Here is a 26,508-nt window from a genome sequence, read left to right on the forward strand (position 1 = left end):
TAAAATTCGGGCGTGAACGTTCAAGATAGTCAAAACTCTTTCCGAAGATAAACCTCTTACCCTAGGAGTCGTCGCATGGAACTGCGCAATACCAAGGATAGCGTCGCCGTCATCACGGGAGCCTCAAGCGGGATCGGCCAGGCCACGGCCAGAGCCCTGGCCAATGAGGGCGTGCACGTCGTGCTGGTCGCACGCAGCGAGGACAAGCTGCGCGACCTGGCCGCAGAGATCGGCGAACGTGCCACGGTCAAGGCGGCGGACGTGGCGGATGAAGACGCGGTGGCCAGGTTGTTCGGCGAAATCAAGAACGAATTCGGCGGTGTCGACCTGCTGTTCAACAACGCCGGGGTCGGCTACAACAACATGTTCACGGACAGCACCCGGGAGGAGTGGCGTGCCACCATCGACGCCAACCTCTACGGCGTCCTCAACTGCACGTATCAGGCCATCCCGCTGATGCGCGGACGCGAAGGGGCGATGATCTCGAGTGTCTCCAGTGTCGGCGGCCGCTACGGTATCGCCGGCTGGTCGGTCTACAACGCCACCAAGTTCGCGGTGGTGGGTTTTCACGATGCCCTGCGCAAGGAACTCGGCGGAGAGGGTATTCGCGTCTCGCTGATCGAGCCCGGCGCGGTCTACACCAACTGGGGCCACAACGTGCCGGCGGAAAAGATGCAGGAGCGCCGCGACAAGGTGGAAGCGCTGCAGGCCGAGGACATCGCCAACGCCCTGACCTACGCCTTCGCTCAGCCGCCCCATGTCAATCTGCAGGAAGTGCTGATCATGCCGACGCGCCAGGTCTCCCCCTGACCGGATCGGTGTAGTGGGATCCGCCAGTCCCCAGCCCAGATCACAGGAGTTCGTCATGCGTTACAAGCAATTCGGCAATACCGGCCTGTTCGTCTCCGAGCTCTGTCTCGGCACCATGACCTTCGGCGGCGAAGGCGAGATGTGGAGCCAGATCGGCGATCTGCAACAGGCCGATGCCGACAAGCTGATCGGTCGCGCCTTCGAGGCCGGCATCAACTTCATCGATACCGCCGATGTCTACTCTCAGGGCCGCTCGGAGGTCATTACCGGCCAGGCCCTGAAGAACCTGAACATTGCGCGCGAGGAGGTGGTCGTCGCCACCAAGGTCTTCGGCGAAACCGGCCCGGGGGTCAACGCACGGGGCCTCTCGCGCTTCCACATCATGGAGGGCGTCAAGGCCAGCCTGAAGCGCTTGCAGCTCGATCATATCGACCTCTATCAGGTCCACGGCTTCGACGCGGCGACGCCGATCGAAGAGACCGTGCGGGCGCTCAGCACCCTCGTGGAACACGGTCATGTCCGCTATGTCGGCGTGTCGAACTGGGCGGCCTGGCAGATCATGAAGGCGCTGGGTATCGCCGAGCGTCACGGACTGGCTCGCTTCGAATCGCTGCAGGCGTATTACACCCTTGCCGGGCGCGATCTCGAACGCGAACTCATTCCCATGCTCGACAGCGAGAATCTCGGCCTGATGGTGTGGAGCCCGCTCGCCGGCGGGTTGTTGAGCGGCAAGTATGACCGCGACACCCAGGCCGAAGCCGGCAGTCGTCGCACCACTTTCGACTTCCCGCCGGTGGACGTCGAACGCGCCTACGACTGTATCGACGTGATGCGAAGAATCGCCAAGGATCGCGGCGTCTCCGTCGCCCAGGTCGCACTGGCCTGGCTGCTGCACCAGAAAACCGTGACCAGCGTGATCGTCGGCGCCAAGCGCATCGAGCAGCTTGACGACAATATCGGTGCCACCGAGGTGACATTGAGCGAGGACGAACTCGCCGCCCTCGACAAGGTCAGTGCGCTGCCGTCCGAATATCCCGGCTGGATGCTCGATCGCCAGGGCGACTACCGCCGCCAGCAACTGGCGCAGTCCCGGGAACGCTGAGTGGCGCGGAACGTGTCCACTCCATTCGGGACGAGATTCAGGACGGGGCGAAGCACTGAGGGAAGCACTGAGGAAAGGGGCTGAAAAGGACCGAAACAGAAGGGGCCGGTGATGTGCCGGCCCCTTTGCTCGTTCGTGACACTACAATGATCACCCGCTACGGACGGGAGTGTCCTCGTTTGCCGCCAGGATTCAGAACTCCAGGCAAATCTTGCCGAAGTGGCGTCCCGCTTCCTGATGGCGGAAGGCGTCGGCGATCTCGTCGAGTGCGAACGAGCGGTCGATCACCGGGCGCACGCCACCGGCCTCGATGCCACGCACCATTTCCTGCTGATGGATACGGCTGCCCACGATCAGCCCCTGCAGACGGGCCTGCTTGGCCATCAGGGCCGCGGTAGGTACCTCTCCGCCGCGTCCGGTGAGTACACCGATCAGCGAGATGTGGCCGCCGATACGCACCGCCTCGATGGACTGCGGCAGGGTACCCGGGCCGCCGACCTCGATGACGTGATCCACACCGCGCCCGCCGGTCAGCTCTTTCACTCGCTTGCCCCACTCCGACTCGGCCTTGTAGTTAAGCGTATGGTCGGCTCCCAACGCCTTGAGGCGCTCGATCTTTTCGTCCGACGAAGACGTGGCGATGACCCGCGCGCCCATCATCTTGGCGAACTGCAACGCAAAGATCGACACGCCGCCGGTACCCAGTGCCAGCACCGTGTCGCCGGCCTTGAGCCCGCCATCGACCACCAGCGCACGCCAGGCGGTGAGTCCCGCCGTGGTCAGCGTGGCCGCCTCGGCATGGCTATAGCCTTCAGGCGCATGGGTGAACCAGCTGACCGGGCGTATCACCTGCTCGCGGGCATAGCCATCGACGCCGTCGCCGGGCGTGGTGGTGAAATCTCCGACCCGCGCGGGACCATCCAGCCAGTGCGGGAAGAAGGTGGAGACGACCGCATCGCCCGTCTCGAACTCCTCGACACCCTCGCCGACCGCCTCGACCACGCCGGCACCGTCGGACATCGGAATGCGCCCGTCTGCGGTGAGCATGCCTCCCGAGACCACACCGTAGTCGTGGTAATTGAGCGAGCTGGCATGAATGCGCACCCGGATCTCGCCCGGCCCCGGCTCGCCGGGGGCCTCCTGCTCCCCGACCTCGAGATGATCCAGCCCACCGGGCTTGCGTAACGTGACGACCTTCATCGATTTCTCCTTGCATCCTGTCATGGTGACATTGACGAGCTCTCATTCTAGCTGGCTGTCGCCACATGCAACCGGATATCGATGACTTGTCATCGGGCGCGCTAGCAGCCATGGTCAATGGACCCTTGATTGTTCACGGAGAGAGCATGGCATCGCACAAGGCCCCGCATCGCAAGGATCGACACGCCCAGACGCCCCAGTGGTCGGGCCCGCAACAGTCCCCCCAGAACCGGCCCCGCCAGTGGCTGCTGTTCCTCTGGTTCACGCTGGCCATCCTGCTGTTCTTTTCCTATGCGGACACGCTGCGCCAACCGCAAAGCACCGAGATCACCTACAGCGAATTCCTCACGGCCGTCGACAATGGCCAGGTCGATCAGGTCACCCTGCGCGGACAGCGCGTGGAAGGCGCGCTCAGCGAGGAAGGCCGCGAAGCGCTGAATGCCGGCGAGGCGGAGACATTCGAGACCACGCGCCCCGAGGTGGAGGATTCACGCCTGTTGACGCGGCTCGAGAATCACGGCATCGATATCGTCGCCGAACCGACCGATCCGCCCTGGTGGCAGCGGGTGCTGATCGGCGCGCTGCCGTGGATCCTGATCATGGCCCTGCTGTTCTGGTTCTGGGGCCGCATGCAGCAACGGGCGATGTCGGGCGGCGGTCCGTTCGGCATGGGCCAGTCGAAGGCCAAGAAGATCCAGCGTGAGGACACCAGCACGCGCATGGACGACGTCGCCGGCTCGGAGAATGCCAAGCAGGAAGTCACCGAGGTCGTCGAATTTCTCAAGAATCCCGAGCGCTTTCGCCAGCTCGGCGCCCGCATTCCTCGCGGCATTCTGATGATGGGGCCGCCCGGCACCGGCAAAACGCTGATGGCTCGTGCCGTTGCCGGCGAGGCCGGGGTGCCCTTCTTCAGCATCAGCGGCTCGGACTTCATCGAGATGTTCGTCGGAGTCGGCGCCTCCAGGGTGCGTGACCTGTTCAAACAGGCCCGAGAGGAAGCACCCGCGGTCATCTTCATCGACGAGCTCGATGCCATCGGCCGCTCACGGGGCGCCGGCATGGGCGGCGGCAACGACGAGCGCGAACAGACCTTGAACCAGATCCTGGCGCAGATGGACGGCTTCGAGGCCGACGAGTCCGTGGTGGTGCTCGCCGCCACCAACCGCCCCGACGTCCTCGATACGGCGCTGATGCGCCCCGGGCGCTTCGACCGCAAGATCACCCTGGACCGGCCGCATCGTGAGGCAAGACGCGCGATTCTCGAGGTACATACCCGCAAGATGCCTCTGGCCGAGGACGTCGATCTTGCGCGCCTGGCCGAGGTCACCATCGGTTTCTCAGGTGCCGATCTCGCCAACCTGGCCAACGAGGCCGCGTTACTGGCCGGACGCCGCGAGCGCAGCGACGTGGACTGGGACTGCTTTGCCAACGCCCGCGACCGGCTGCTGCTCGGTGAGGAGCGTGAATCCGGCGTCTCCGAGCGCGAGCGGCACATCGTCGCCTACCATGAATCCGGGCATGCCCTGCTGGCGCACCTGCTGCCCCACACCGACCCACTGGAGAAGGTCACCATCATTCCGCGCGGTCGCGCGCTGGGAGTCACCGCCCAGGTTCCCGAAGAGGAGCGCTACAACTACGGCGAATCCTACCTGCGCGATCGTATCGCGGTGATGTTCGGCGGACGGTTGAGCGAATCCATCGTCTTCGGCGAGACCAGCAGCGGCGCGGAAGACGACCTGCGCCAGGCGACCCAGCTCGCCCGACGCATGATCGCCCACTGGGGCATGAACGAGCGCATCGGCCCGGTCTTCTTCCCCGAGAGCGAGCAGCATGGCTTCCTCGGCCAGCAGATGGGGCAGGAGCGCGAACACAGCGAGGCGACTGCGGCGATGATCGACGACGAGATCCGTCGGCTGCTGACCGACATCGAAGCCCACGCCCGCGACCTGCTCGAGCGCAACCGCGATCGCCTGGACGCTCTCGCCAGCACACTGGAGCAACGCGAGACCCTGGAAGCCGACGAGATCGGCCGCATTCTGCGTGCCGAGACCTGATCGCTGGCGGTGGCTGGACAGCTTTAACCTGACTGCCTCGGTTCTGTTGAACCGGGGCATCGTTCACCGGTCGGGAATCGGTGCGCAGGACGCGTTCGAGAGGCTTGTCGACCCTATGCAGGACAGTGCGGTCAATCCATGGCGGAAAACGACACGGCATCGTTGATGGTTCTCAGCCGGCGCATCGCTTCGTCCGGTGAGAAGGGCGCCTCGCGGGGCGGGTCATAGACCTCGCCGTTAGTGCCTTGCACGATCAGATCGATGGCGTAACAGGCGCCGTCGACAATGGCGCGGTAGCCCTCGACATGCTGAAAATGGTTCATGCCGGCATCTTCCAGCGTGAATCCGTGGAAGGGCTGACCTCCGATCGTGGTGTCGTGAGACATGGCTCGAGCATGGTCGGGGGGTGTCAGACAGTGCTTCACGGCCATGGGGTCACGGCTCGCCCCCAGACGCCAGAGCGCGCGGGTAATCTCGTCGGAACCGGGTAGGGAGAGGGTGAGGAGCCGATCGCCGGGAGAATTGCCGTCGAGCTGCCAGCCACCGTTGGCGAAATAACCCGACCTTGGAGTCTTTATCTGTTGCAACGAGTCGTCGTAATGCAGCTCGATGCGATAGTCGGCGGGCGCGAAGGTTGTCGTATTGCCCGCACCGGGCCCATGTCGGCGGGTCGCGTCCCACTGCCCGCAAGCCGCCAGGCTGATCAAGGACACAATGACCAGACCGGTTCGGTAAATCGTCATCTTTATCCCTCCCCTGTCTCCTTGGCGAACGCTGGGCCCCGCGAAGCCGTGGTTCGGGGCGGTTGGCCGAATAGCCTGACGGTGGCTGACGACGAACGTCCGGCGCCACTGACCGGCGGCGGTGTCGCCGCCTACTCCTCGTCGGCGTCGTCGCGGGCCCGTTCGCGCCGCTCGGCCTCCTCTTCGCGCGCATCGTCGATGACCGCCATCAGGCCATCGACGTCGACGGCCGTCGTGTCGTGCGCAAAGCGTCCGGTAAGCCGGCTGTCCGGGTGCAGTTCGCCAGCCTCGTACAGCGCCCAGATCTCTTTGCCGTAGTCGGTGGCCAGCAGTTCCGGGGCGAAGCGTCCGAAGTAGGCGCGCATGTTGTCGACGTCGCGCTCGAGCATTCTCGCCGCACTGTTGTTGCCCGCCGCGTCCACCGCCTGCGGCAGATCGATGATCACCGGACCGTCGGGCCCGAGCAGTACGTTGAACTCGGAGAGATCGCCATGCACCAGCCCGGCGGAGAGCATGCGCACCACGTCGGCGATCACCTTGGCGTGAAAGGCACGGGCCTGCGGCTCGGTCAACGTGACATCATCGAGCCTTGGCGCGGCGTAGCCCTCCGCGTCGGCGATCATCTCCATCAGCAGCACGCCATCGACGAAGCCATGGGGCTGGGGCACGCGCACCCCGGCCGCCGCCAGCCGATAGAGGGCATCGACTTCGGCGTTCAGCCAGGCGTTCTCCTGCTCCTTCTGGCCATAGCGGGTCTTCTTCGCCATCGCCCGGGCCCGCCGGCTGTTGCGCACCTTGCGGCCTTCCTGGTACTCGACGGCCTGCTTGAAGCTGCGCTGCTTGGCCTCCTTGAAGACCTTGGCACAGCGCAACTCGTCGCCGCAGCGCACCACATACACCTGCGCTTCCTTGCCGCTCATCAGCTGGCTGACGACTTCGTCGATCAAGCCATCGTCGATCAGCGGTTGCAATCTCTTGGGTACTTTCATAATTCCTTTCGTAGGTCATGCCTGCCAATAGCGCCCCCGCGGGTTACGCTCTATCTGAATCTAAGCTTAGCGCCCGATACGCCGTACACGAAACGACCGCCCCTTGAGCTTGCCCGCACCGAGTTTCGTCAGGGCCGCCCGCGCCGCGTCGCGGTTGACGGCCACGTAGGCACTGCGTTCCAGCACCTTGATCTTGCCCACGTCGTCGCCGCTGATGCCATCTTCGCCGGTCAACGCACCGAGAATGTCGCCGGGGCGGACCTTCTGCTTCTTGCCGCCATCGAGCTGCAACGTCGCCATGCGCGGCAGGAACGGGACACGCTCCAGTGCGCTGCGTGGCGGCAATGGCTCGGTCTCGGCAGGCTGACCGAGAAACTCGGCCAGGCGTGCGAGCCGGTGCTCTTCCCGGTCGGTGATCAGCGTAAAGGCCACGCCTCGACTTCCGGCCCGCCCGGTGCGCCCGATACGGTGCACGTGTACTTCGAGATCGCGGGCGATCTGATAGTTGAACACGGCGTCCAGCGACTCGATATCCAATCCGCGCGCGGCGACATCGGTGGCCACCAGGATCGAGGCGCTCTGGTTGGCGAACAGGATCAGCGTGCGGTCACGGTCGCGCTGCTCGAGATCGCCATGCAGAGCCAGCGCACTGAAGCCGACCTCTTCCAGGGCATCGGCGATTTCCTGCGTCTCGCGCTTGGTGTTGCAGAACACCACACTGGATTCGGGGCGATACTTGAGCAGCAGCAGGCGCAGCGCCTCGAAGCGCTCCGGTTCATCCGCCACCCGGTAAAAATGCTGGCGAATGCTCGTGCTGTCATGGGTCGAGGCGACCTCCACCGTGACCGGATCATTCATCAGACGCTCGGCGATGGGACGGATGCCTTCAGTGTAAGTGGCGCTGAACAGCAATGTCTGACGCGACGTCGGCGTGGCCGCGACGATCGTCTCCAGCGCCGCCTGAAAGCCCATGTCGAGCATGCGGTCGGCCTCGTCCAGTACCAGGACGCCGAGTTCACCCAGCGTCAGCGATCCCTTGCGCAGATGCTCCTCCACCCGGCCGGGCGTGCCGACGACGACATGCGCGCCATGCGCCAGCGAGTTCAGCTGCGGTCCCAGCGGTGTCCCGCCGCAGAGGGCCAGGACCTTGACGTTGGGCAGCGCACGCGCCAGACGACGGATCTCGCCGGCCACCTGATCCGCCAGTTCACGGGTCGGACACAGCACCAGCGACTGCACGCTGAACCGCGCCACATCGAGACGCGACAGCAGGCCGAGACCGAATGCCGCCGTCTTGCCGGAGCCGGTCTTGCCCTGGGCGATGACATCGCGCCCCTGCAGGATCGAGGGCAGGCTGTCAGCCTGGATCGGCGTCATGGCGTGATAGCCCAGCGAGTCCAGATTGCTCAGCAGTTCGGGGGCCAGCGGCAGGGAAGCGAAGGTGGCATCGGGGGTGGGATCAGACACGGTGACGGTCCTGTAGCAAACGCGAAAACGGTGAGAGACAAGGCAACGAGCGAAGGCAGGCGCGAGAGGGCGAGACCATGAAATCTGGCCGGCGGACAGCATAGCAGAGACCGGCGCGCCGTGCTGCCCAACATGACGCGAAAGCCGGACCCCGCCGACAATAAACCTGTCTTCACCTGCGCTTGTTGAGTAAAATCCGGGGCGTCGATGACAACGTAACAGGACGATGACATGGGTAGGGCCTTCCAGAACCGCAAGGAATCCATGGCCAAGACGGCCGCCGCCAAGACCAAGGTTTACAGCAAGTACGGTCGCGAGATTTACGTATGCGCCAAGTCGGGCGGTGTCGACCCCAACGGCAACCTGACGCTGCGCGGGCTGATCGATCGCGCCAAGAAGGACCAGGTCCCCTCGCACGTGATCGAGAAGGCCATCGACAAGGCCAAGGGCGGTGGCGGCGAAGACTACTCCGTTGCCCGCTACGAAGGTTTCGGCCCCGGCAACTGCATGGTGATCGTCGATTGCCTGACCGACAATCCCAACCGCACCTTCGGCGACGTGCGCGCCTGCTTCACCAAGACCAAGAGCAAGATCGGCACCCAGGGCAGCGTCAGCCACATGTTCGACCACAGCGCCATTTTCGCCTTCGCGGGAGATGATGAGGAAGCCGTGCTCGAGGCGCTGATGGAAGCAGATGTCGATGTCACCGACATCGAGAACGAAGACGGCCGTATCACCGTCTTCGCCCCGCATACCGAGTACGCCAAGGCCAAGCAGGCGCTGACCGATGCCTTCGGCGAGATCGACTTCGAGGTCGACGAGATCCAGTTCCTGCCCCAGACCGTTACCCCGGTCGAAGGCGACGACGTGGTCATGTTCGAAAAATTTCTCGACATGCTGAACGAGCTCGACGACGTGCAGAACGTCTACCACAACGCCGAGATTCAGGAGACGGCGTAAGGGCTGCCTGTCCGGCTCCAGCGCTGATACCCACCTCTCGCCGGCACCTGAAACGCCGGCGAGAGGTTTTTGGCTGCCACCATGCAAGAATGAATCCAGTAGAAGCGTTGCCTTCGCCTGGACGCCTCATTCCTTGGCTTCATGGATAGAGCTCTGCCCAGGAAAAGCTATCCTGCCTATACCGCTATAAGACCGGTCTATTTCAAGTACGGTGCTACTCATGCCATCGACAAAAAAAGCTGAGGCCAAGCGTCGGCACATTCTCGATACCGGGTATCGACTGGTCCTCAACAAGGGATTCGTCGCCGTGGGGCTGCAGGAAATCCTCAAGACGTGCGGCATCCCCAAGGGTTCGTTCTACCATTACTTTCCCTCCAAGGAAGCCTTCGGCTGTGAACTCCTGCAGGAATACATAGACGACTACGGATACAAACTCGATCAGTTGCTGTCAGCAGCCGAGAGCGGAAGAGACAGCCTGATGCGGTATTGGGATGCCTGGATCACCGATCCGGCCGCCCCCGAACGAGGCTGGGCGGAAGACTGCCTGGTGGTGAAATTAGCGGCCGAAGTTGCTGACATGTCCGAGAACATGCGTCGTGTGCTCGATGATGGCGTGCAGCAGTTGATGGTACGGATTGCCAACCTGATCGAGGAGGGCCGCGACGACGGCTCCCTGCCCGACGGCATGTCACCTCTTGCGCTAGCCCGGGTCCTCTACCAGATGTGGCTGGGTGCGGCATTGCTGGCCAAGCTCAGTCAGGACAAGACGCCACTACAGCAGGCACGGGACGCCACGCTGCACCTGCTGGCATGCAACGATGCCGCCGTTTGCCATTTCTCGCCACAAGCCGAGGGGACACCCTGAAGCAACTGTTCCTGTCGGCGCCACATGACCGGTGAACCATTCGCGGCCGGTAAGGCTGCAAGACGCCGTTACCGCCCCTTGAGGGTCATGAAGCTGTCGGTACGATCGACGCCACTGGCGAAGTTGCCGAAAGTACCGAAGGCCGGATACCCGATCAGCGTGTAGCAGCGGCATGGGCTGACCGTTGATCGATCACGGCCCGGCTTGTCCTCTCAGATCCTCTCTTTGGCAGCACAGCTAGTTTTCGACTACAGTGAATCCTGTCAAAAAATAGACCGGTCGTCTAATACAGCAAAACGTCAGGATGCATTGAAGTAACACATTGTTTTCATAAGCATCGATATAAAACGTTGCGCCATGGGAAGGAGATCCAATGAGCAGCCAGAGCCAAGTTACCACCATCAATCCCGCCACCGGCGAGCCGCTGGAAAGCTACTCGAGGATGGATGTTGCCCAGGCCACACGGATTATCGAGGAGAGCCACGACGCCTTTTTACGCTGGCGTCTGGAGTCGCTGGAACAACGGGCCAAGGTCATCAAGGCGATCGGCAAGGCCCTGCAGGAGTACAAGGAGACGTTTGCCGATCTCATGGTAAGGGAGATGGGCAAACTCCCCCAGCAGGCGCGCCAGGAAATCGACCTGTGCGTGGGCATCTGCGACTACACCGCCGAGCAGGGCCCCAAGGAGCTCGCCGATGAAGAACGCCAGCCCAGCAACGGCCAGCGCGGCATCATCACCTATTCGCCAATCGGTGTAATCTACGGCATTCAGCCCTGGAACTTCCCCGCCTACCAAGTGGTGCGCTACTCGATAGCCAACATCATGGCCGGCAATAGCGTACTGCTGAAACACGCCGACAACGTCACGGGCAGCGCCTTGTTGCTGGAAGAGATTTATCGCGAGGCGGGATTGCCCGAGAACGTGTTCCGCACGCTGGTCATCTCCCACGAGACCTCCGACGAAGTGATCGCCAACCCGCTGGTACGTGGCGTCACCCTCACCGGTAGCGATACCGCAGGGCGCAAGGTGGCGGCCCAGGCCGCTCAGTATCTGAAGAAGACCGTGCTGGAGCTCGGCTCCAATGATGCCTACCTGGTGCTCGATGATGCCGATCTCGACGTGGCGGTGGATACGTGCATCACGGGGCGCGTCTACAATACCGGGCAGACCTGCGTGGCTGCCAAGCGGTTTGTGGTCACCGAGGCCAACTACGAAGCGTTCAAGGAGCGCTTTGTCGAGAAGATGAACGCATTGAAAGTGGGCGATCCTACGCAAAGCGGAACCGACATAGGCCCCATGGCCCGCGTCGACCTGCGTGACGGTCTGCACAAGCAGGTCGAAGAGAGCGTGCGCAAAGGCGCCAAGATACTCTGTGGTGGCGAGAAGCCCGAGGGCAAAGGCGCCTTCTACCCGGTGACCGTGCTGGACAATGTCTCGCCGGGCCAGCCCGCTTATGACGACGAGCTGTTCGGCCCGGTCGCGGCGCTGATCCGCGCCAAGGACGACGAAGATGCCATGCGTATCGCCAATGACAGCCGCTACGGCCTTGGCGGCGGCATCATCTCGAAAGACGTGAAACGCGCCACGGAACTGGCTGGCAAGTACTTCGATACCGGCATGGTATTCATCAACGGCTTCGGCGTCGCCACACCGGAAATGCCTTTCGGTGGCGTCAAGGACTCCGGCTATGGCCGCGAGCACGGCGGCTTCGGCATGCACGAGTTCGTCAACGTCAAATCGATCATTGTGGTAAAGCAGTAGCCACACGCCCGACACTCCTCCGCAGCGGCGATACGGCGGCGAGAGTGTCATGGCGTTCGATCCACCGGCTCCCCGTCCCTGGGGGCCGGTGACAAGCCGGATATCCGGCCGACTTTGATCGTCGGAGGCTCCAGCGCCTCGGCGATATTTCCCTCCAGCTTCAAGGCGCCTGACCCGTAGCGGAAGACAGCATGGCCACATCGTCATCGCCTCTTGCATTTCGGCCGTGCCTGACGGGCTGGCTGGCGTGCACGCTTCGCACGCTCCGGTACCGCCACCGGCCAATAACCAATCCAGGCTCGAAGCAGTTGTCGGGCATTCATGTCCTGCCCTCCCCGCTTGGCTAACCGGCAGCGTGCTGACTAGTCTGGAAGAGACAGGCCGGTTTGCCCCGCCCTACCGCGATGGCACCGGAACGGCATTGATCAAACAGGAGGGTCAACGATGCCAGCCAAATCCCAGGCCCAGCAGATGGCTGCCGGCGCGGCGCTTTCCGCCAAGCGCGGCGAGAAGAAGGTCAGCGAGCTGGAAGGCGCCTCGAAGTCGATGTACGAGTCCATGAGCGAGGAAGAGCTGGAAAAGATGGCCTCGACCTCGCAGAAGGACAAGCCCGAGCACAACTCCAAGTCCTGACAATGGCCATGGCCAACCGAGCGTCACCGGCAATCCGGCGACGCTCTGGTCGAGTACGCGCTCTTGTCGTGACTGCGCGGATTTTCCGAAAGACGCTCGGGCTGAAGTGACCGCAGTTGCTCGTTTCGGCGAGCCCGTCACCGTCTCACCAGAGGAATGCAGCTTTTCCTCACATCTTCGCTGAACTAATGTGAAAGGAAGGCATTCATTTTCCACCAGGAAGAGTCACGCGCATGGAAGCTCACGAGCCCACGAAGGGCGGCGTCTCGAACGCCCTGTCCACCCGTCAGCAGTTCACCCTGTTCGCAAGGAACTTCTTCAAGCATCCCAAGATGCTCGGCTCGATCATTCCGAGTTCGCCTTATCTGGTCAGACGCATGCTGAGCGAAGTGGACTGGCAGCGGGCCCGGGTGCTGGTGGAATACGGCCCTGGTGTCGGCACCTTCACCAGGGAAATCCTGCGTCGGATGCATCCCGACGCCACACTGCTGGTGCTGGAAACCAACGAGGATTTCGTCGAATACGTCGGTCGCGCTTTTCCCGACCCCAGGCTACAGGTCGTTCACGGCTCGGCGGAGGATATCGCCCAGGTTCTGGAGGCGCGTGAGCTCGGTGCGGTCGATTACATAATCGCGGGCATTCCACTGAGCACCCTGTCCAACGACGTCAAGGACAGTATCCTGCGCGCTACGCAGCAGGTCATTGCGGCGAATGGCGCCTTCCTGCTCTATCAGTTCTCGCCCAATATCATGCCTCATCTGCAGAAGACCTTTTCCAAGGTCACCAAGAGCTTCGAGCCGATGAACTTTCTGCCCGCGCACTTCTATTACTGCATACCCTAGACCATTCCTGCATACCGGCCGGTCGGCCAGAGGGGCTGACCGGAATGCCGCCAGGGGCTAGAATAACGTCCCATTTACGGGCTGGCCGAGAAGTGCTTGCAGGATGCTGGGAAACGCCTCATCGCTCGCCGACTTTCGGATCTGGCCTAAACAAGGTGGCAGCAATGGTACTTATCGGGCGTTTCAACACACTACGGGTCACCAAGCACACGGAATTCGGGCTCTATCTCGATGGGGCGGAGTACGGCAACATTCTGCTGCCCAAGCGCTACATTCCCCGGGACCGGCCCAGCGAGGTGAATGACGAACTCGACGTCTTCGTCTATCTCGACAGCGACGATCGCGTCATCGCCACCACGCAGCGTCCCCGCGTACAGGTCGGCGAGTTCGCCAGCCTCAAGGTGGTGGCGCGCAACGATGTCGGCGTGTTCCTCGACTGGGGCCTGCCCAAGGATATACTGCTGCCACACTCGGAAGAGAAACGCCCTCTCAAGGTCGGCGACTTCTGTGTGGTTCACGTCTATCTGGACAAGCGCACCCATCGCATCACCGCCACCATGCGCCTCGACCGCCATCTCGATCCCGCTCCGCCGCGCTATCATGCGGGTCAGGCTGTGGAGCTGCTGATCACCGGCCCCAGCGACCTGGGCTTCAATGCCATCATCGACCACCGGCACCGCGGACTGATCCACAAGAACGAGGCCTTCAAGCCGCTGCGCAGCGGCATGCGCGAGCGCGGCTTCATCAAGCAGGTACGCGCGGACGGCAAGATCGACCTCAGTCTGCAGCCGGTGGGCGAACTTGCCTCCACGGATCTGAACGAGCGGATTCTCACCGAGCTGCGTACGCACGACGGCGTGCTGTTCATCAGCGACAAGAGCCCGCCGCCGCTGATCAGCAAGACGTTCGGGGTCAGCAAGGCGACCTTCAAGAAGGCGCTCGGCGGGCTTTACAAGCAGGGCCAGATCGTGATCCATCCCGATCGCATCGAGCTGTCGCGCTAGACGCCGGGATCCTCGAGACGCTGGCGCTGCGAAACGCCGATATGCGAAACGCCAGTCGTCGCTCATCACTCACTTCGTTTGGATGTGAAGTCAATGTCCCAGACACCGCAACGCCCCCTGTATATCGTCCATTCGGGCCCCACCCTGCTCGAGACGCCACTGCTCAACAAGGACAGCGCCTTCTCGCTGGAGGAGCGCGTCGCCTTCAACCTGGTCGGCTTGTTGCCCCAGACCGTCGAGACCATCGAGGAGCAGACCGAACGCGCCTATCAGCAGTACACGCTGCAATCCACCGATCTCGATCGCCACATCTACCTGCGCTCGATCCAGGACAGCAACGAGACCCTGTTCTTCCGCCTGCTGGAGAGCCATCTCGAGGAGATGCTGCCGATCATCTACACCCCGACGGTCGGCGAAGCCTGCCAGCTGTTCTCGCAGATCTACCGCTCGCACCGTGGCCTGTTCGTTTCCTACGCCGATCGCGAGCACCTCGACGACATTCTCAACAGCGCGACCAAGGACAACGTCAAGGTCATCGTCGTCACCGACAGCGAGCGCATCCTCGGCCTCGGCGATCAGGGCATCGGCGGCATGGGCATTCCTATCGGCAAGCTGTCGCTGTACACCGCCTGCGGCGGCATCAGTCCGGCCTATACATTGCCGATCGTGCTCGACGTGGGCACCAACAATCCCGACCTGCTCGCCGATCCGATGTACATGGGCTGGCGCCACGAGCGCATCAGCGGCGAGGAATACTACGCATTCGTCGACGAGTTCATCCAGGCGATGAGGCGCCGCTGGCCCAACGTACTGCTGCAGTTCGAGGACTTCGCTCAGGGCAATGCGCTGCCGCTGCTCGAGCGCTACCGCGACCAGCTGTGCTGCTTCAACGACGACATCCAGGGCACCGCCGCCGTGGCGCTGGGCACGCTGCTCGCCGCCTGCAAGGCCAAGGGCGAGAAGCTCTCCGACCAGCGCGTGACCTTCGTCGGTGCCGGTTCGGCCGGCTGCGGCATCGCCGAACAGATCGTCGCGGCGATGGTCGCCGAGGGGCTGGACGAGGCACAGGCCCGCGCCCGCATCTTCATGGTCGACCGCTACGGCCTGCTCACCGATGACATGAGCAACCTGCCTAACTTCCAGCGCAAGCTGACCCAGAAGCGTGGCGATCTCGCCGTCTGGGATACCGACAGCCGCGACCTGGCGCTGACCGATGTAGTGCGCAACGCCAGGCCGACGATCATGATCGGTGTCTCCGGCCAGCGCGGCCTGTTCACCGAAGAGGTGATCAAGACCATGCATGCGCACTGTCCGGCACCGTTGATCATGCCGCTCTCCAACCCCACCTCGCGCGTGGAAGCGACACCGCAGGAGATCCTCACCTGGACGGGCGGCGATGCGCTGGTGGCCACCGGCAGTCCGTTCCCGCCGGTCACCCTCGGCGAGAGGAAGATTCCCATCGCCCAGTGCAACAACTCCTACATCTTCCCCGGCGTCGGTCTCGGCGCGATCGCGGTCAAGGCGACACGCATCACTGACGGCATGCTGATGGATGCCGCCCGTGCGCTGGCCGAGCGCTCTCCGCTCGCTCTCGATGGCCAGGGTGCCGTGCTGCCGCCGCTCAACGACATCCAGGACGTCAGCAAGCGCATCGCCTTCGCCGTCGCCAAGCGCGCCCAGGAGGATGGCGTCGCGCTCAAGACCAGCGATGACGAGATCCACGAGGCGATCGAGCGCAACTTCTGGCTGCCGCGCTATCGCAACTACCGCCGCGCCTCCTACTGATCCGGCGACAGACCGGACGCCCGAGCCTTCCGCATGCGGAGGGCTCCCTTTTCCGTTCCTACCAAGATACCGCCATGCCGATTCTCGAAAGCGTCGTTCACCGACTCGACAAGACCGCAGACGATCAGCCCGCCACGCTGCACTGCGCCGATGCGGCGCTTGGCGCGTCGCCGGCACTGGACGATCTGCTGGCAAGCCTCAACAGCAGTTACCACGCCAAGACCAAGGCCTGGGGCTATTTCCACGACGAGGCCGCGCACGGCACGCTCGCCGCCGGCCTCACCGCCTTTCTTGCCGGTGCCACCGATTTCGTCGCCTTCACCCGTCAGGCGGCGGAAGGGCTCAAGGCGCTGATCGACGACAACCTCTCCGTGGGCGGGCATCTGCTGTTCGCGCATACCCGCCAGGGTGACAGCGAATACCTGACGCTCGCACTGCTGCATCACCGCGACGGCTTCGGCATCGACGATACGCTCCAGGTGGCGCCCGTGCGTCAGCTCAATCTGAGCCAGTTGACCCTGGCTGCACGCGTGGATCTCACCCAGATGCAGGCCGGCACTTCCCGGCAATACGTGTCCTACAACAAGGATCGCGGCGGCAAGAAGCTCGCCGAGGGTTTTCGCGACTGGCTGGGCTGCGAGGAAGGCGTCGACGCCACCAGCGAGACACGCACTCTGCTCAAGGCGTTTTCCGACTACGTGGAAAACGCGGACCTGCCCGAGGAGCAGAGCCGCGAGAAGACCGACGCCCTGATCGATTATGCCAACGCCCAGGCACGCAGCGGCGAACCGATCACGCTGGACGAACTCTCCGAAGTGGTCGACGAGCAGCAGCCCAAGGCCTTCTACGACTACATCCGCAATCAGGACTACGGCCTATCGCCGGAGATTCCCCCCGACAAGCGTACCCTGCAGCAGTTCAAGCGCTTCACCGGCCGCGCCAGCGGCGTCTCGATCAGCTTCGATTCGCATCTGCTCGGCAACAGCATCGAATACGATGCCGAACATGACCGTCTGATCATCAAGAAGGTCCCGGGACAGCTGAAGGAACAGATCAAGCAGCGCGGAGAGTGAGGCAGGCGCCCTTTCCGCCTGCCGGAGTGGCTCTCTGAGGGTGCGATTCCCGCTTCACCCGAACGCGAACGGCCCTCCAGGTGAAGCCCCCGCCTGAAGCCCTACATGAAATCCGCGTTTATCCTGCGGAACCATTCATCGAGCTCGTCGCGCGAGGCGCGCCGGCGCTCCTCGGAGCCCCCGTAGCCGACTTCCACCTCGCCATTGGCAATGCGCTGCATCACCGAATCGGCAAAATCGTCGACCGGTGCTCCTTCGGTATGGATGCCCACGCCGCCCAGGTCGGTGTTGACCGCCGGCGGAGCGATCTCGATCACCTCGACAGATGTGTTGGCCAGCTCGCCGCGCAGTGACAGCGAGAAGGAGTGCATGGCGGCCTTGGTGGCGGAATAGACCGGAGCGAACAGCCCCGGCACGAAGGCGAGCCCCGAGGAGACGTTGAGGATCGCTGCACGCGGCTGACGGCGCAGATGGCCGAGTATCAGCGAGCAGAGATGCACCGGCGCCTCGAAATTGATGGCGATCTCCTGCTGACGCTCCGCCCAAGGCGCGTCATCCTCCGCAAAGCGCTGGCGCCGCTGCAGGCCGGCATTGTTGACCAGTACATTGAGTGCCGGAAACTCCCGTGTCACCTGGCCGATCAACGCCTCGCGCCCGGCTTGGCTGGCCACGTCGGCGACGCGAACGTGCAACTCGGGATGCTGCGTCTGCGCCTCGCGCAGCTTGTCCTCGCGACGCCCGCAGATGATCACCTCGCTACCGGCATCGAGAAAGCGCTGGGCGATGGCCAGACCGATACCGCTGCCACCGCCGGTGATCAGTACCGTATTGTCCGAAAGATTCATGTGGCCTCTCTTCGCAGTATGAAAACCTCTGCAGTCTAGTCGCCGATCGGTTGCACGGCCGAACGCGACAATGCCCCCTCGTCCGTCAGGCAATAGCCAACTCGATCATCCCGGCCTATGCATGCGGCGTAAAACCGGTATGCTGGAAGCGCAACATCTTCAGATACGGAGCAGAAAGACACGATCGATCATTGATTCCAAGCCAGCGCAAGGAGATTCGCATGAAGGTCTACAAACCCGAATGGCGGTGTACGTTTCACGTGAACGAAGGCGCAGAAGACTCAGCCCGTTGGAAAGAACGCGTCGCCTGGCGGCTGCGGGAATTCGCCGACAGGCTGGACGGTGGCGGAAGAACCCTGAAGATCGACTGCAATGTCACCCCGGCCGTGAGCCGCGAAGAGGTGGATACCTGCCTCGGCAAGGGATTCGATCTCACGCAGCGCCTGCTCACCCAGCTTGCCCATCAGGCTGCCTGCGAGGATGTCATGCGCGATGCCAAGGCGGAGCTGTTCGAGAAAGAGCAGTAGGCGTGAGTGTCTGACGTACCTGTATAACCGTTTCAACACCCCATCCAGCCAAGGACTGATGGGGTGTCGTTCGTTCAGACAAGAAGATGCCGTCTCGGACATCCCGTGCCGGATCTTTTGCCTCTCAATCGCTGTAGATACCCGGTGCGCCGGATCGATGAAATTCCCAGCACTGGTGGATGTCCTCGGCCAGGGTGCGCCCTTCGGAGAGCGGCGGTAGGTCGTCGAGGGCGAAGAAATCGGCGGCATCGGTCTCGTTGTTGGCGACAAATTCGCCGCCTTGGTGATCGCACAGGTAGAACAGCTTGTAGATGTGATCCGGCGATACCGGCGTGTAGGGATGCAGGCTGCGATCCTTGAGCATCGCCAGGCGCGGATTGCTGGCGCGATGACCGGACTCCTCGATGATCTCGCGCAGCACGCAGTTCGACGGCCCCTCGTTGACGTCCGCCCAGCCGCCCGGCAATGCCCAGCGTCCATCCTTGATCTCGCGAACCAGCAACACCCGGTCGCGCTCGAACACCGCACCGCGCACATCCACCTTGGGCGTGGCGTAGCCGGCATCGGGAATGATGAAGTTCTCGACGCGCTCGATGGGCACATCGGCAAGCACCGCGAACATCTGGTTGGTCAGCACCTCGAGCTGCCGGTAGCGTTCGAGCTCGTACTTGTTATCGGTGTAGGTCTGTCCCGTCTGGGCAATCGAGCGAAGCTGTTTGGCGAAGGTAACCCAATCGTGTGGCATAGATTTCATCCCTGTCTGATAAATGCGCCATACGTCGGCTGCAGATCGGCCCTCTTGGCCGTATCCTGACACTATTGACTCGACCGACTCGAGTACAGGACACCGACGATAACCGAACGTACAACCGATTGCCGGCTCACCGACATGGATGGCGTACTGAGCCGCGACACCCATTTGTCACACGGCTGGCCCCCTTTCAATCACCGACACTCGGCGGCGATGTTTCTGCGCTCGCCGTATCGACGCGCTCGCCCTCACTGCGGCCGATGATCGCCGTGCCGACCAGATCGCCGGTGACATTGAGCGCCGTACAGCCCATGCCGACCAGCGCGTCGATGGCGGTGAGCAGCGCCACCGCCTCGATCGGCAACCCCACCTGGGAAAATACCGTGGCGATCATCACGATCCCCGCGCCGGGCACTCCGGCGGTGCCCACCGAGATCAACGTGCCCACCGCCACGATCTGCAGCATGCTCGTCCAGTCCAGGGGAGCCCCCACCACGTTGGCGGCGAACACTGCCGAGATGGCGATGCGGATCGCCGCCCCATCCATGTTCAGCGTCGCGCCCAGAGGCAGACTGAAGCCGTACAGGTTACGCGGCAGCCCCAGACGTTGCGCGGCGTCGAGCGTCAGCGGCAGCGTACCCGAGCTGCTCTGGGTGGCGAAGGCGGTCGCCATCGGGGTACGCGCCTCGCGGAAGAAAGCCCGCAGCGGCACGCCGAAAAGCCGCATCAGGCCGATATACACCAATAGATGGACACCCAGGGCCACGTACAGCACCACGACCATGTCGCCGAGCGACAGCAAGGTGTCGACGCCCTGATTCGCCACGGTACCGGCGACGATGGCGAATACTCCGATCGGCACGTAATGCAGGATGCCGCTCATCACCTTGAGGGTCACCGCATTGAGCGCCTCGAACACGCCATAGAGCCGCTCGCCCAGTTCGCCCTGCGACTCGGATCGGCGCAGCCGTGCCAGAGCCAGGCCGAAGACCAGCGCAGTGAAGAGGATACCCAGTAGATCCTGCCCGGCGAAAGCGGCGACGATGTTATCCGGTACGATGCCGAGCATCACCTGCAGAATGCCGGGATTGTCGGGTACCGACACCGAGGTTGCGCTATCCAGTGTCATGCCCTCCCCCGGCGAGAATAGTGTGGCAACCAACAGCCCCACGCCGATGGCCAGTGCAGACGTCGCCAGGTAATAAAGAAACACCTTGCGTCCGAGCCGCCCCAGGCTACCGGCCTTTCCCTGGTTGACGCCCACGATCAGGGTGAACAGCACAATAGGCAGGATGATGAACTTCAACAGTCGCATCAGCAGATCGCCGAGCGGTGACAGCACCTCGGCGACACTCGGCCCGCCGATCAGACCGACCACCACGCCGAGCACCAGGGCGATGGTTACCCGCATGATGAGTGAGCTGTCGCGGTAGCCCCGCCACAGGGGTGTTACAAACGATGTCATATATCAGGCCTCCGCCAGGAAAAGACACGGATGACCAACGGTCGCCGGCCTATCGAGTGAGCGTCCGAGGCTGTCGCCCCGAACTGCTTATCAGCGCAATATAGTTTGTTAACTATTAGATTTACAAAGATTTATCACCTTATCGCCAGCCGCAAAGGGCCACAAGCCGTAATACATCGAAGGCTCGCGCTCGCCAACACGCCGATGTCGGTCTGGCCGCATTCATCGCCGTGACAGCAAGGCCATCATATCGCGTCGCACGCAAAGCGCTTCAGGCGCACATCCACGGTGACCGACCGCCCGACCGCCTCCGCGATCGGCCGATAGTGCCCGGCATTGAGGAAGCGCTGACGCGCCGCCACCATCGCCTTGCTGTCGTCCGGATCACGCGAGCGCTTGTTCTGCACCGGCAACAGATGCGTGTATCCCTGACGGGCGATGTCGAAGCTGTGCCCGGCAGCACAGCACCAGCGGGAACCGTTGCGGTGCCGCGATCACCACGCTCTCCTTTCTGGTCATGGCGGCGGCCGACTGGCTACCACTCGCTGGTGCATTGGCGGTGCTGATGATCGGCGCGCTGGCGTTCAACTTCGGCCTGCAGTCGGCGTTGGTCGCGCACCAGTCGCTGATCTTTGGCCTCGATCCCGGAGTTCGTGGGAGGATCAACGCCATCATGTTCACCGTCGTGTTCGCCGGCATGGCGCTGGGCTCGGCGCTCGGTGGCGCCATCCTGGGTAAATGGGGCTGGCTCGGCGTGGTCGCACTCGCAACCGGCGTTTCCTTCATCGCCCTGCTGATTCGGCTCTTCGACGGACGCCGAGCGAGCGTCCCGCAGGGCATCTGAACCGGGCCGCGAGACGGTGTTCCGACAATACCAGGCCGGCGCCGAATCTCGGCACCGGCCTGGTAGTCGTCATTTCAGCAATGGCTCAGGCATCAACCGCTTTCGAGCGTTCCCTCTGCCCCCACCTGCGGCGAAAGCCCTCGGGAAACTTGTAGTTGGCAAATGGCATGCACCTCTCCTTGAAAGTTGGTTTCAGACCATACCGCCGTTGATGCGCAGGACCTGGCCATTGATCCAGCCGCCCTGCGGGCTGGCCAGAAACGCCACGACATCGGCGATCTCTTGGGGCTGGCCCAGGCGTTCGAACGGTGCCAAATTGGCGATCGACTGGACCTGCTCCTCGCTCTTGCCCTCCAGGAACAGCTCGGTCGCCACCGGCCCCGGCGCCACAGCGTTGACCGCAATGTTACGACCGCGCAGCTCGTTGGCGAGCACCTTCACCAGCCCTTCGACACCGGCCTTGCTGGCGATATACGCGCCATAGGCGGGAAACGACTTGCCTAATACCGAGGAAGAAAGCGCGATGATGCGGCCACCCTCGCCCAGGGTCTCGGCGGCTTTCGCCATCACCAACCAGCTGCCGCGCAGATTGGTCGCCAGCGTCTTGTCGAGGACTGCGACGTTGTCGGTGGTGAGCCTCGCCATCGGCATGATCCCGGCATTGTTGACCACCACGTCGAGCCGCCCGAACGTCTCCAGTGTCTGCGCGAACAAGCGCTTCACCGCATCCACATCGGCGATGTCAGCCTGAACCGCCAGCGCCCGGCCGCCCTGGGCCTCGATATCGGCCACGGTCTGTTCGGCAAGTGATGTATTACCCGCATAGTTGACCACCACGACGAAGCCGTCGGCGGCGAGTTTGAGCGCTATCTCGCGGCCGATACCGCGAGAGGCGCCGGTTACCAGAGCGACCTTCTGCATAGCGTCAGTCATGATTCGATTTCTCCATGAAGGGGATCGTTAGCGAGAATGGCGTTACGCATGCCGGATTGCATGGTGACAGTATTGGCATTCCTTCCAGGTGGATAAATCCGCTAAGCTGCCAACACTATTCAGTAGAGATAAACAATTCGCATGGAACGATTCGATGCGATGACGCTTTTCGTGCGTATTGTCGAACGCGGCAGCTTCACCAAGGCGGCCAATGCGCTGGACATTCCGCGCGCGACCGCCACGCTGGCGATTCAGCAACTGGAGGGCCGACTCGGCGTACGTCTGCTGGAGCGCACCACGCGTCAGGTTCGCCCGACACTGGAAGGCCAGGCGTACTACGAGCGTTGCGTGCAGTTGTTGGCGGAGCTGGAGGAGGCCGAAGCGATTCTGCAGCCGGTAGCGAGCAATCCGTCCGGCGTGTTGCGCGTCGAGTTGCAAGGCATTCATGCCAGCCGGATCGTGCTGCCGCGCATCGATGAATTTCACGCCCGCTATCCTCGCCTTGAGCTGATCGTCACCAGTGGCGACCGGCTCGTCGATCTGGTGGGCGAAGGGGTCGACTGCGCGGTCCGCTGCGGCATTCCCGGCGACTCCACGCTAGTCGCCCGAAAGCTAGCCGAGCTCCCCCAGGTCATCTGTGCCAGCCCCACCTATCTGGGCAGGATGGGCATGCCGGAAACGTCGGAAGCGCTGCGCGACCATCACGCGGTCCGCTTCGTGTCGGGAAGCGGCGCGCCAGATGCCGAGCTGGAACTGGTGATCGATGGGCAAACCCGCGCCTTCGCCGCCGGGGGCTGGATGACCGTCAACGATGCTGAGAACTACGTCGTCAGTGCGTTACGCGGCTGCGGGTTGATTCAGGTGCCTCGCTTCCATATCGAGAAGGCGCTGGCCAGCGGCGATCTGGTGGAAGTGTTACCGGAGTGGGAAAAACCAACGCTGCCGGTCCACCTGGTCTACCCGCACCGGCGTCAGTTGTCGCCCAGAGTGCAGGTATTCATCGATTGGCTGGCCGACCTCTACGCCGAACGTTTTGGCGCGTAGATCATAACAACCCGGCCCGGCCTCCAGGATCAATCACGTCGGCGCAGATTCAAGGTCACCAGTAAAACGCCGACGATTACCACGGCTGCACCGACGATCTGGTTAAGGGTGATGGGTGTGCCCAGCAACCCATAGCCCAGCCCCATCGTCACCACCGGCAGTAGATTGAGCGAGGTCGCGGTCCGGCTCGGGCCGACCAGCAACAGTGCGCGGTTGTAGCAGAGCAACGCGATAAACGATGGACCGAGGCCCAGATACAGCATTGCCGCCAGCGCCTGACCATCGAGGTGCCACGCAGTATCCAGCAGCAGATTCTCCAGTACCGCCAGCGGCGCGAGAAACGCCACCGCGATCCCCGTCATCGGGACCAGCGAAGCATAGAAGGGAATGCGGCCCAGCCATTGACGCACGGCCAGCGTGTAGAGCACCCAGGAAGCGATAGCCCCGGCCACGAAAGCATCGCCAACCTGAAGGCGCTGCAGGATGGCCAACGGGTTGCCATCCGCCACCACCCAGGCTGCGTGGTATTGAACAGCGCCATTCCCGTGATCGCCATCACCGTCAACGCTCGGACCTGCAGCCGCAAGGCATGACGCTGCCGCCATGCGGCATGACCGAAGCAGACAAGCGCCACGACAAAGACCACCAGCATCCGGCCCAGCGCTAGCGCAGCGGCGGCAAGCTGGCGGTTGCCAGCCTGCCGACCAGCAGATTGCCGGCAAACAGCAAGATCACCAAAAACAGGTAAATGACGGCACGAATGGACACGCAGGACCTACCTCAACCTGGGAAACCAACAATGACACCGTTCGGCAATACGAAGCCTATTGTACTGCCTCACGCGCAAAGCGCTTCAAGCGTACGTCCACGCTGACCGTCAACGACTCCAGCGCCGCCGCCCGCGTCCGGCCCTCATGACTGGCACGGTAGAGATGCGGAGTCATTGCCAGCAGATCGGCGATCCGTTCCGCACCGGTGAGCTCTAATGAATAGCTGACCGTCTCGGTGGCAAGCGGCGTAAAGCCTTCCGGTATTTGAGCGTCGTCTGCACGCTCCGGCTTCAGGGTCGGGTAGATGATCTCACGCAGTTCGCGCAGATGATCCGGCCCGGTATCGACCTGCAGCAGCATTCCACCCGGCTTCAGCACGCGGGCAAACTCGGGATACACCGGGAAGCCGAACATGCACAATATCCGATCGAGCGTGCCCGTCTGTACCGGGAGATTGGCGTTGCTGCCCACCACCCAACTGGCGTTCCCGCCCGGTTCCGGGCCAGCCCGCCTGTCCTGCTGCGCGGCGTCCTGTTTGGCAGCCGAGAGCACCGCCCACTTGGAGATATCCAGCCCCAGCAGCTCCAATGGCCTCTCGCCGGCAGCGCCGGCCAGCTCGCGCAGGTAATAACCCTCCCCGCAACCGGCATCCAGGCAGCTGGCCGTGGCATCGGCCGTGAGGTCTTCCAGCGCCGCCCGCCCGACCGCCTCCGCGATCGGCCGATAATGGCCGGCATTGAGGAAGCGCTGACGCGCCGCCACCATCGCCTTGCTGTCGCCCGGATCACGCGAGCGCTTGTTCTGCACCGGCAACAGATGCGTGTATCCCTGACGGGCGATGTCGAAGCTATGCCCGGCAGCACAGCACCAGCGGGAACCGTTGCGGTGCAGCGGATCGCCGTCCAGCGGACAGGCCAGCGCCTCAAAGGGAGTGATACTCATGATCTTTGCCACATCACCATAGGAATTTGACACATCATCGTAGGAGTTTGAAAAGTCTCGCTCGTTTGTCTCCGGCATCGCCATCCGAGTCAACGCCCCAAACCAGCGAACCCGCCATTTTGGCGGGTTCCCATTATCCAGCAACAGACGTCGCGACAGGAGACTTGACCCCGCATCATTGCTGCGGGCAGTCTGCCGTCGCTCATTGCGAAGCGTCGAGCTTGTCCTGGGTTCTCAGCTCGAAATCGCTGGCGTCATGGCGCTCGTGCAGCTGTTCCTCGGGGGCGCCGAAGCTGCGATTGACCATGCGCCCGCGCTTGACTGCCGGGCGGGCGTCGATCTCCCGGGCCCAGCGCTGCACATGTTCATACTCCTGTACCTGCAGGAATTCGGCCGCATCGTAGAGCCGCCCCAGCACCAGTTGGCCGTACCAGGCCCAGTTGGCGATATCGGCGATGGTGTACTCGTCACCGGCCAGGTAGCGGTTATCCGCCAGACGGCGGTTGAGTACATCCAACTGGCGCTTGACCTCCATGGTGTAACGATCGATGGGGTATGCAAGCTTCTCCGGTGCATAGGCGTAGAAATGGCCGAAACCGCCGCCCAGGAAGGGGGCGCTGCCCATCTGCCAGAACAGCCAGTTCATGGTCTCGGTGCGCATGACGTGCTCCTTGGGCAGGAACTCGCCGAACTTCTCGGCCAGATACAGCAGAATCGAGCCGGATTCGAACACCCGCACCGGCTTCGCGCCGCTGTAGTCCATCAGCGCCGGAATCTTGGAGTTGGGGTTGACCTCGACGAAGCCGCTACCGAACTGATCGCCCTCGCCGATATTGATCAGCCAGGCGTCGTACTCGGCCCCTTCATGACCCAGCGCCAGCAACTCCTCGAACATCACTCCGGCCTTCACCCCGTTGGGCGTGGCCAGCGAATAGAGCTGAAACGGATGCTTGCCGACCGGCAGTTCCTTGTCGTGGGTCGGCCCGGCGATGGGTCGGTTGATGCTGGCGAAATGGCCGCCGCTTTCTTTCTCCCAGGTCCATATCTTGGGGGGGATGTAATCGCTATCCTGGCTCATGAAACCTCCTGAAGGGTTCG

General features: G+C 62.9%; 25 protein-coding genes and 1 pseudogene. 14 read left to right on the forward strand and 12 right to left on the reverse strand.

Going from position 1 to position 26,508, the window contains the following annotated elements; genetic code table 11:
• Positions 1-75: 75 nt before the first annotated feature.
• On the forward strand, positions 76-810 hold the full coding sequence (locus tag ACYQ12_RS15185; RefSeq protein ID WP_459873339.1) for an SDR family oxidoreductase: 735 nt from the start codon (positions 76-78) through the stop codon (positions 808-810).
• Positions 811-865: 55 nt separating this feature from the next.
• A complete protein-coding gene (locus ACYQ12_RS15190) occupies positions 866-1,912 on the forward strand; it encodes an aldo/keto reductase (RefSeq protein WP_459873341.1) in 1,047 nt (348 codons plus the stop codon).
• Positions 1,913-2,104: 192 nt separating this feature from the next.
• Here the strand turns inward: ACYQ12_RS15190 and ACYQ12_RS15195 are convergent, their stop codons facing one another.
• Positions 2,105-3,112: a zinc-dependent alcohol dehydrogenase family protein gene (locus ACYQ12_RS15195; RefSeq protein ID WP_459873343.1), complete on the reverse strand. Its 1,008-nt coding sequence runs from the start codon at positions 3,110-3,112 to the stop codon at positions 2,105-2,107.
• 146 nt (positions 3,113-3,258) lie between these two features.
• Here ACYQ12_RS15195 and ftsH point away from each other — a divergent pair, with 146 nt between their 5' ends.
• Entirely contained in the window at positions 3,259-5,166 is a 1,908-nt protein-coding gene (ftsH, locus tag ACYQ12_RS15200; protein WP_459873345.1) for an ATP-dependent zinc metalloprotease FtsH, read from the forward strand.
• A gap of 131 nt (positions 5,167-5,297) precedes the next feature.
• Here the strand turns inward: ftsH and ACYQ12_RS15205 are convergent, their stop codons facing one another.
• From ACYQ12_RS15205 to dbpA, 3 genes are all read right to left on the reverse strand, one after another.
• Complete coding sequence (locus tag ACYQ12_RS15205) at positions 5,298-5,909, reverse strand: hypothetical protein (RefSeq protein ID WP_459873347.1); 612 nt, start codon at positions 5,907-5,909, stop codon at positions 5,298-5,300.
• Between the two features lie 131 nt (positions 5,910-6,040).
• Positions 6,041-6,898, reverse strand: a complete 858-nt coding sequence (locus ACYQ12_RS15210) for a PA4780 family RIO1-like protein kinase (protein WP_459873349.1) — start codon at positions 6,896-6,898, stop codon at positions 6,041-6,043.
• Between the two features lie 66 nt (positions 6,899-6,964).
• Positions 6,965-8,365 carry an ATP-dependent RNA helicase DbpA gene (dbpA, locus tag ACYQ12_RS15215; protein WP_459873351.1) on the reverse strand — a complete coding sequence of 467 codons (1,401 nt, stop codon included), beginning with the start codon at positions 8,363-8,365 and terminating at the stop codon, positions 6,965-6,967.
• A 231-nt stretch (positions 8,366-8,596) separates the two neighbouring features.
• Between dbpA and ACYQ12_RS15220 the strand changes: the two genes are divergently transcribed.
• The 8 genes from ACYQ12_RS15220 (at position 8,597) to yejK (ending at position 17,289) form a co-directional block, all read left to right on the forward strand.
• Complete coding sequence (locus ACYQ12_RS15220) at positions 8,597-9,325, forward strand: YebC/PmpR family DNA-binding transcriptional regulator (RefSeq protein WP_459873353.1); 729 nt, start codon at positions 8,597-8,599, stop codon at positions 9,323-9,325.
• Positions 9,326-9,545: 220 nt separating this feature from the next.
• Positions 9,546-10,190: a TetR/AcrR family transcriptional regulator gene (locus ACYQ12_RS15225; RefSeq protein ID WP_459873355.1), complete on the forward strand. Its 645-nt coding sequence runs from the start codon at positions 9,546-9,548 to the stop codon at positions 10,188-10,190.
• Between the two features lie 373 nt (positions 10,191-10,563).
• Positions 10,564-11,952, forward strand: coding sequence for an NAD-dependent succinate-semialdehyde dehydrogenase (locus ACYQ12_RS15230; protein ID WP_459873357.1), 1,389 nt, complete (start codon positions 10,564-10,566; stop codon positions 11,950-11,952).
• A gap of 444 nt (positions 11,953-12,396) precedes the next feature.
• Positions 12,397-12,585: a DUF3008 family protein gene (locus ACYQ12_RS15235; RefSeq protein WP_459873359.1), complete on the forward strand. Its 189-nt coding sequence runs from the start codon at positions 12,397-12,399 to the stop codon at positions 12,583-12,585.
• A gap of 233 nt (positions 12,586-12,818) precedes the next feature.
• Entirely contained in the window at positions 12,819-13,427 is a 609-nt protein-coding gene (locus ACYQ12_RS15240) for a class I SAM-dependent methyltransferase (RefSeq protein WP_459873361.1), read from the forward strand.
• Between the two features lie 164 nt (positions 13,428-13,591).
• A complete protein-coding gene (locus ACYQ12_RS15245; protein WP_459873363.1) occupies positions 13,592-14,431 on the forward strand; it encodes a CvfB family protein in 840 nt (279 codons plus the stop codon).
• 93 nt (positions 14,432-14,524) lie between these two features.
• Positions 14,525-16,216 (forward strand): NAD-dependent malic enzyme, encoded by a 1,692-nt coding sequence (locus ACYQ12_RS15250; protein WP_459873365.1) that lies wholly within the window; start codon positions 14,525-14,527, stop codon positions 16,214-16,216.
• Between the two features lie 74 nt (positions 16,217-16,290).
• A complete protein-coding gene (yejK, locus tag ACYQ12_RS15255) occupies positions 16,291-17,289 on the forward strand; it encodes a nucleoid-associated protein YejK (RefSeq protein WP_459873367.1) in 999 nt (332 codons plus the stop codon).
• 101 nt (positions 17,290-17,390) lie between these two features.
• Here yejK and ACYQ12_RS15260 read toward each other — a convergent pair whose 3' ends face one another.
• Positions 17,391-18,134, reverse strand: a complete 744-nt coding sequence (locus ACYQ12_RS15260) for an SDR family oxidoreductase (RefSeq protein ID WP_459873369.1) — start codon at positions 18,132-18,134, stop codon at positions 17,391-17,393.
• A 221-nt stretch (positions 18,135-18,355) separates the two neighbouring features.
• On the opposite strand from ACYQ12_RS15260, the gene ACYQ12_RS15265 reads away from it, so the two are divergent.
• On the forward strand, positions 18,356-18,661 hold the full coding sequence (locus tag ACYQ12_RS15265; protein WP_459873371.1) for a hypothetical protein: 306 nt from the start codon (positions 18,356-18,358) through the stop codon (positions 18,659-18,661).
• 124 nt (positions 18,662-18,785) lie between these two features.
• On the opposite strand, the gene ACYQ12_RS15270 is transcribed toward ACYQ12_RS15265, so the two are convergent.
• From ACYQ12_RS15270 to ACYQ12_RS15280, 3 genes and pseudogenes are all read right to left on the reverse strand, one after another.
• Positions 18,786-19,406 carry an NUDIX hydrolase gene (locus ACYQ12_RS15270; RefSeq protein ID WP_459873374.1) on the reverse strand — a complete coding sequence of 207 codons (621 nt, stop codon included), beginning with the start codon at positions 19,404-19,406 and terminating at the stop codon, positions 18,786-18,788.
• Between the two features lie 196 nt (positions 19,407-19,602).
• Positions 19,603-20,877: a dicarboxylate/amino acid:cation symporter gene (locus ACYQ12_RS15275; RefSeq protein WP_459873376.1), complete on the reverse strand. Its 1,275-nt coding sequence runs from the start codon at positions 20,875-20,877 to the stop codon at positions 19,603-19,605.
• Between the two features lie 290 nt (positions 20,878-21,167).
• Positions 21,168-21,356: pseudogene (locus ACYQ12_RS15280) on the reverse strand (putative RNA methyltransferase); the annotation flags it as partial.
• A gap of 86 nt (positions 21,357-21,442) precedes the next feature.
• Between ACYQ12_RS15280 and ACYQ12_RS15285 the strand changes: the two are divergent.
• On the forward strand, positions 21,443-21,721 hold the full coding sequence (locus tag ACYQ12_RS15285) for an MFS transporter (protein WP_459873378.1): 279 nt from the start codon (positions 21,443-21,445) through the stop codon (positions 21,719-21,721).
• Positions 21,722-21,913: 192 nt separating this feature from the next.
• Here the strand turns inward: ACYQ12_RS15285 and ACYQ12_RS15290 are convergent, their stop codons facing one another.
• A complete protein-coding gene (locus ACYQ12_RS15290; RefSeq protein WP_459873380.1) occupies positions 21,914-22,654 on the reverse strand; it encodes an SDR family oxidoreductase in 741 nt (246 codons plus the stop codon).
• A 141-nt stretch (positions 22,655-22,795) separates the two neighbouring features.
• Between ACYQ12_RS15290 and ACYQ12_RS15295 the strand changes: the two genes are divergently transcribed.
• Positions 22,796-23,698, forward strand: coding sequence for a LysR family transcriptional regulator (locus ACYQ12_RS15295; protein WP_459873383.1), 903 nt, complete (start codon positions 22,796-22,798; stop codon positions 23,696-23,698).
• A gap of 29 nt (positions 23,699-23,727) precedes the next feature.
• Here ACYQ12_RS15295 and ACYQ12_RS15300 read toward each other — a convergent pair whose 3' ends face one another.
• From ACYQ12_RS15300 to yghU, 3 genes are all read right to left on the reverse strand, one after another.
• Positions 23,728-24,189 carry an EamA family transporter gene (locus ACYQ12_RS15300; RefSeq protein ID WP_459873385.1) on the reverse strand — a complete coding sequence of 154 codons (462 nt, stop codon included), beginning with the start codon at positions 24,187-24,189 and terminating at the stop codon, positions 23,728-23,730.
• A gap of 333 nt (positions 24,190-24,522) precedes the next feature.
• Positions 24,523-25,410 carry a putative RNA methyltransferase gene (locus ACYQ12_RS15305; RefSeq protein ID WP_459873387.1) on the reverse strand — a complete coding sequence of 296 codons (888 nt, stop codon included), beginning with the start codon at positions 25,408-25,410 and terminating at the stop codon, positions 24,523-24,525.
• Positions 25,411-25,612: 202 nt separating this feature from the next.
• The gene (yghU, locus tag ACYQ12_RS15310) at positions 25,613-26,488 is read right to left on the reverse strand and encodes a glutathione-dependent disulfide-bond oxidoreductase (protein WP_459873389.1); all 876 of its coding nucleotides are present in this window, start codon (positions 26,486-26,488) and stop codon (positions 25,613-25,615) included.
• Positions 26,489-26,508: the final 20 nt, after the last annotated feature.

Source organism: Halomonas shantousis (genome assembly GCF_054654615.1).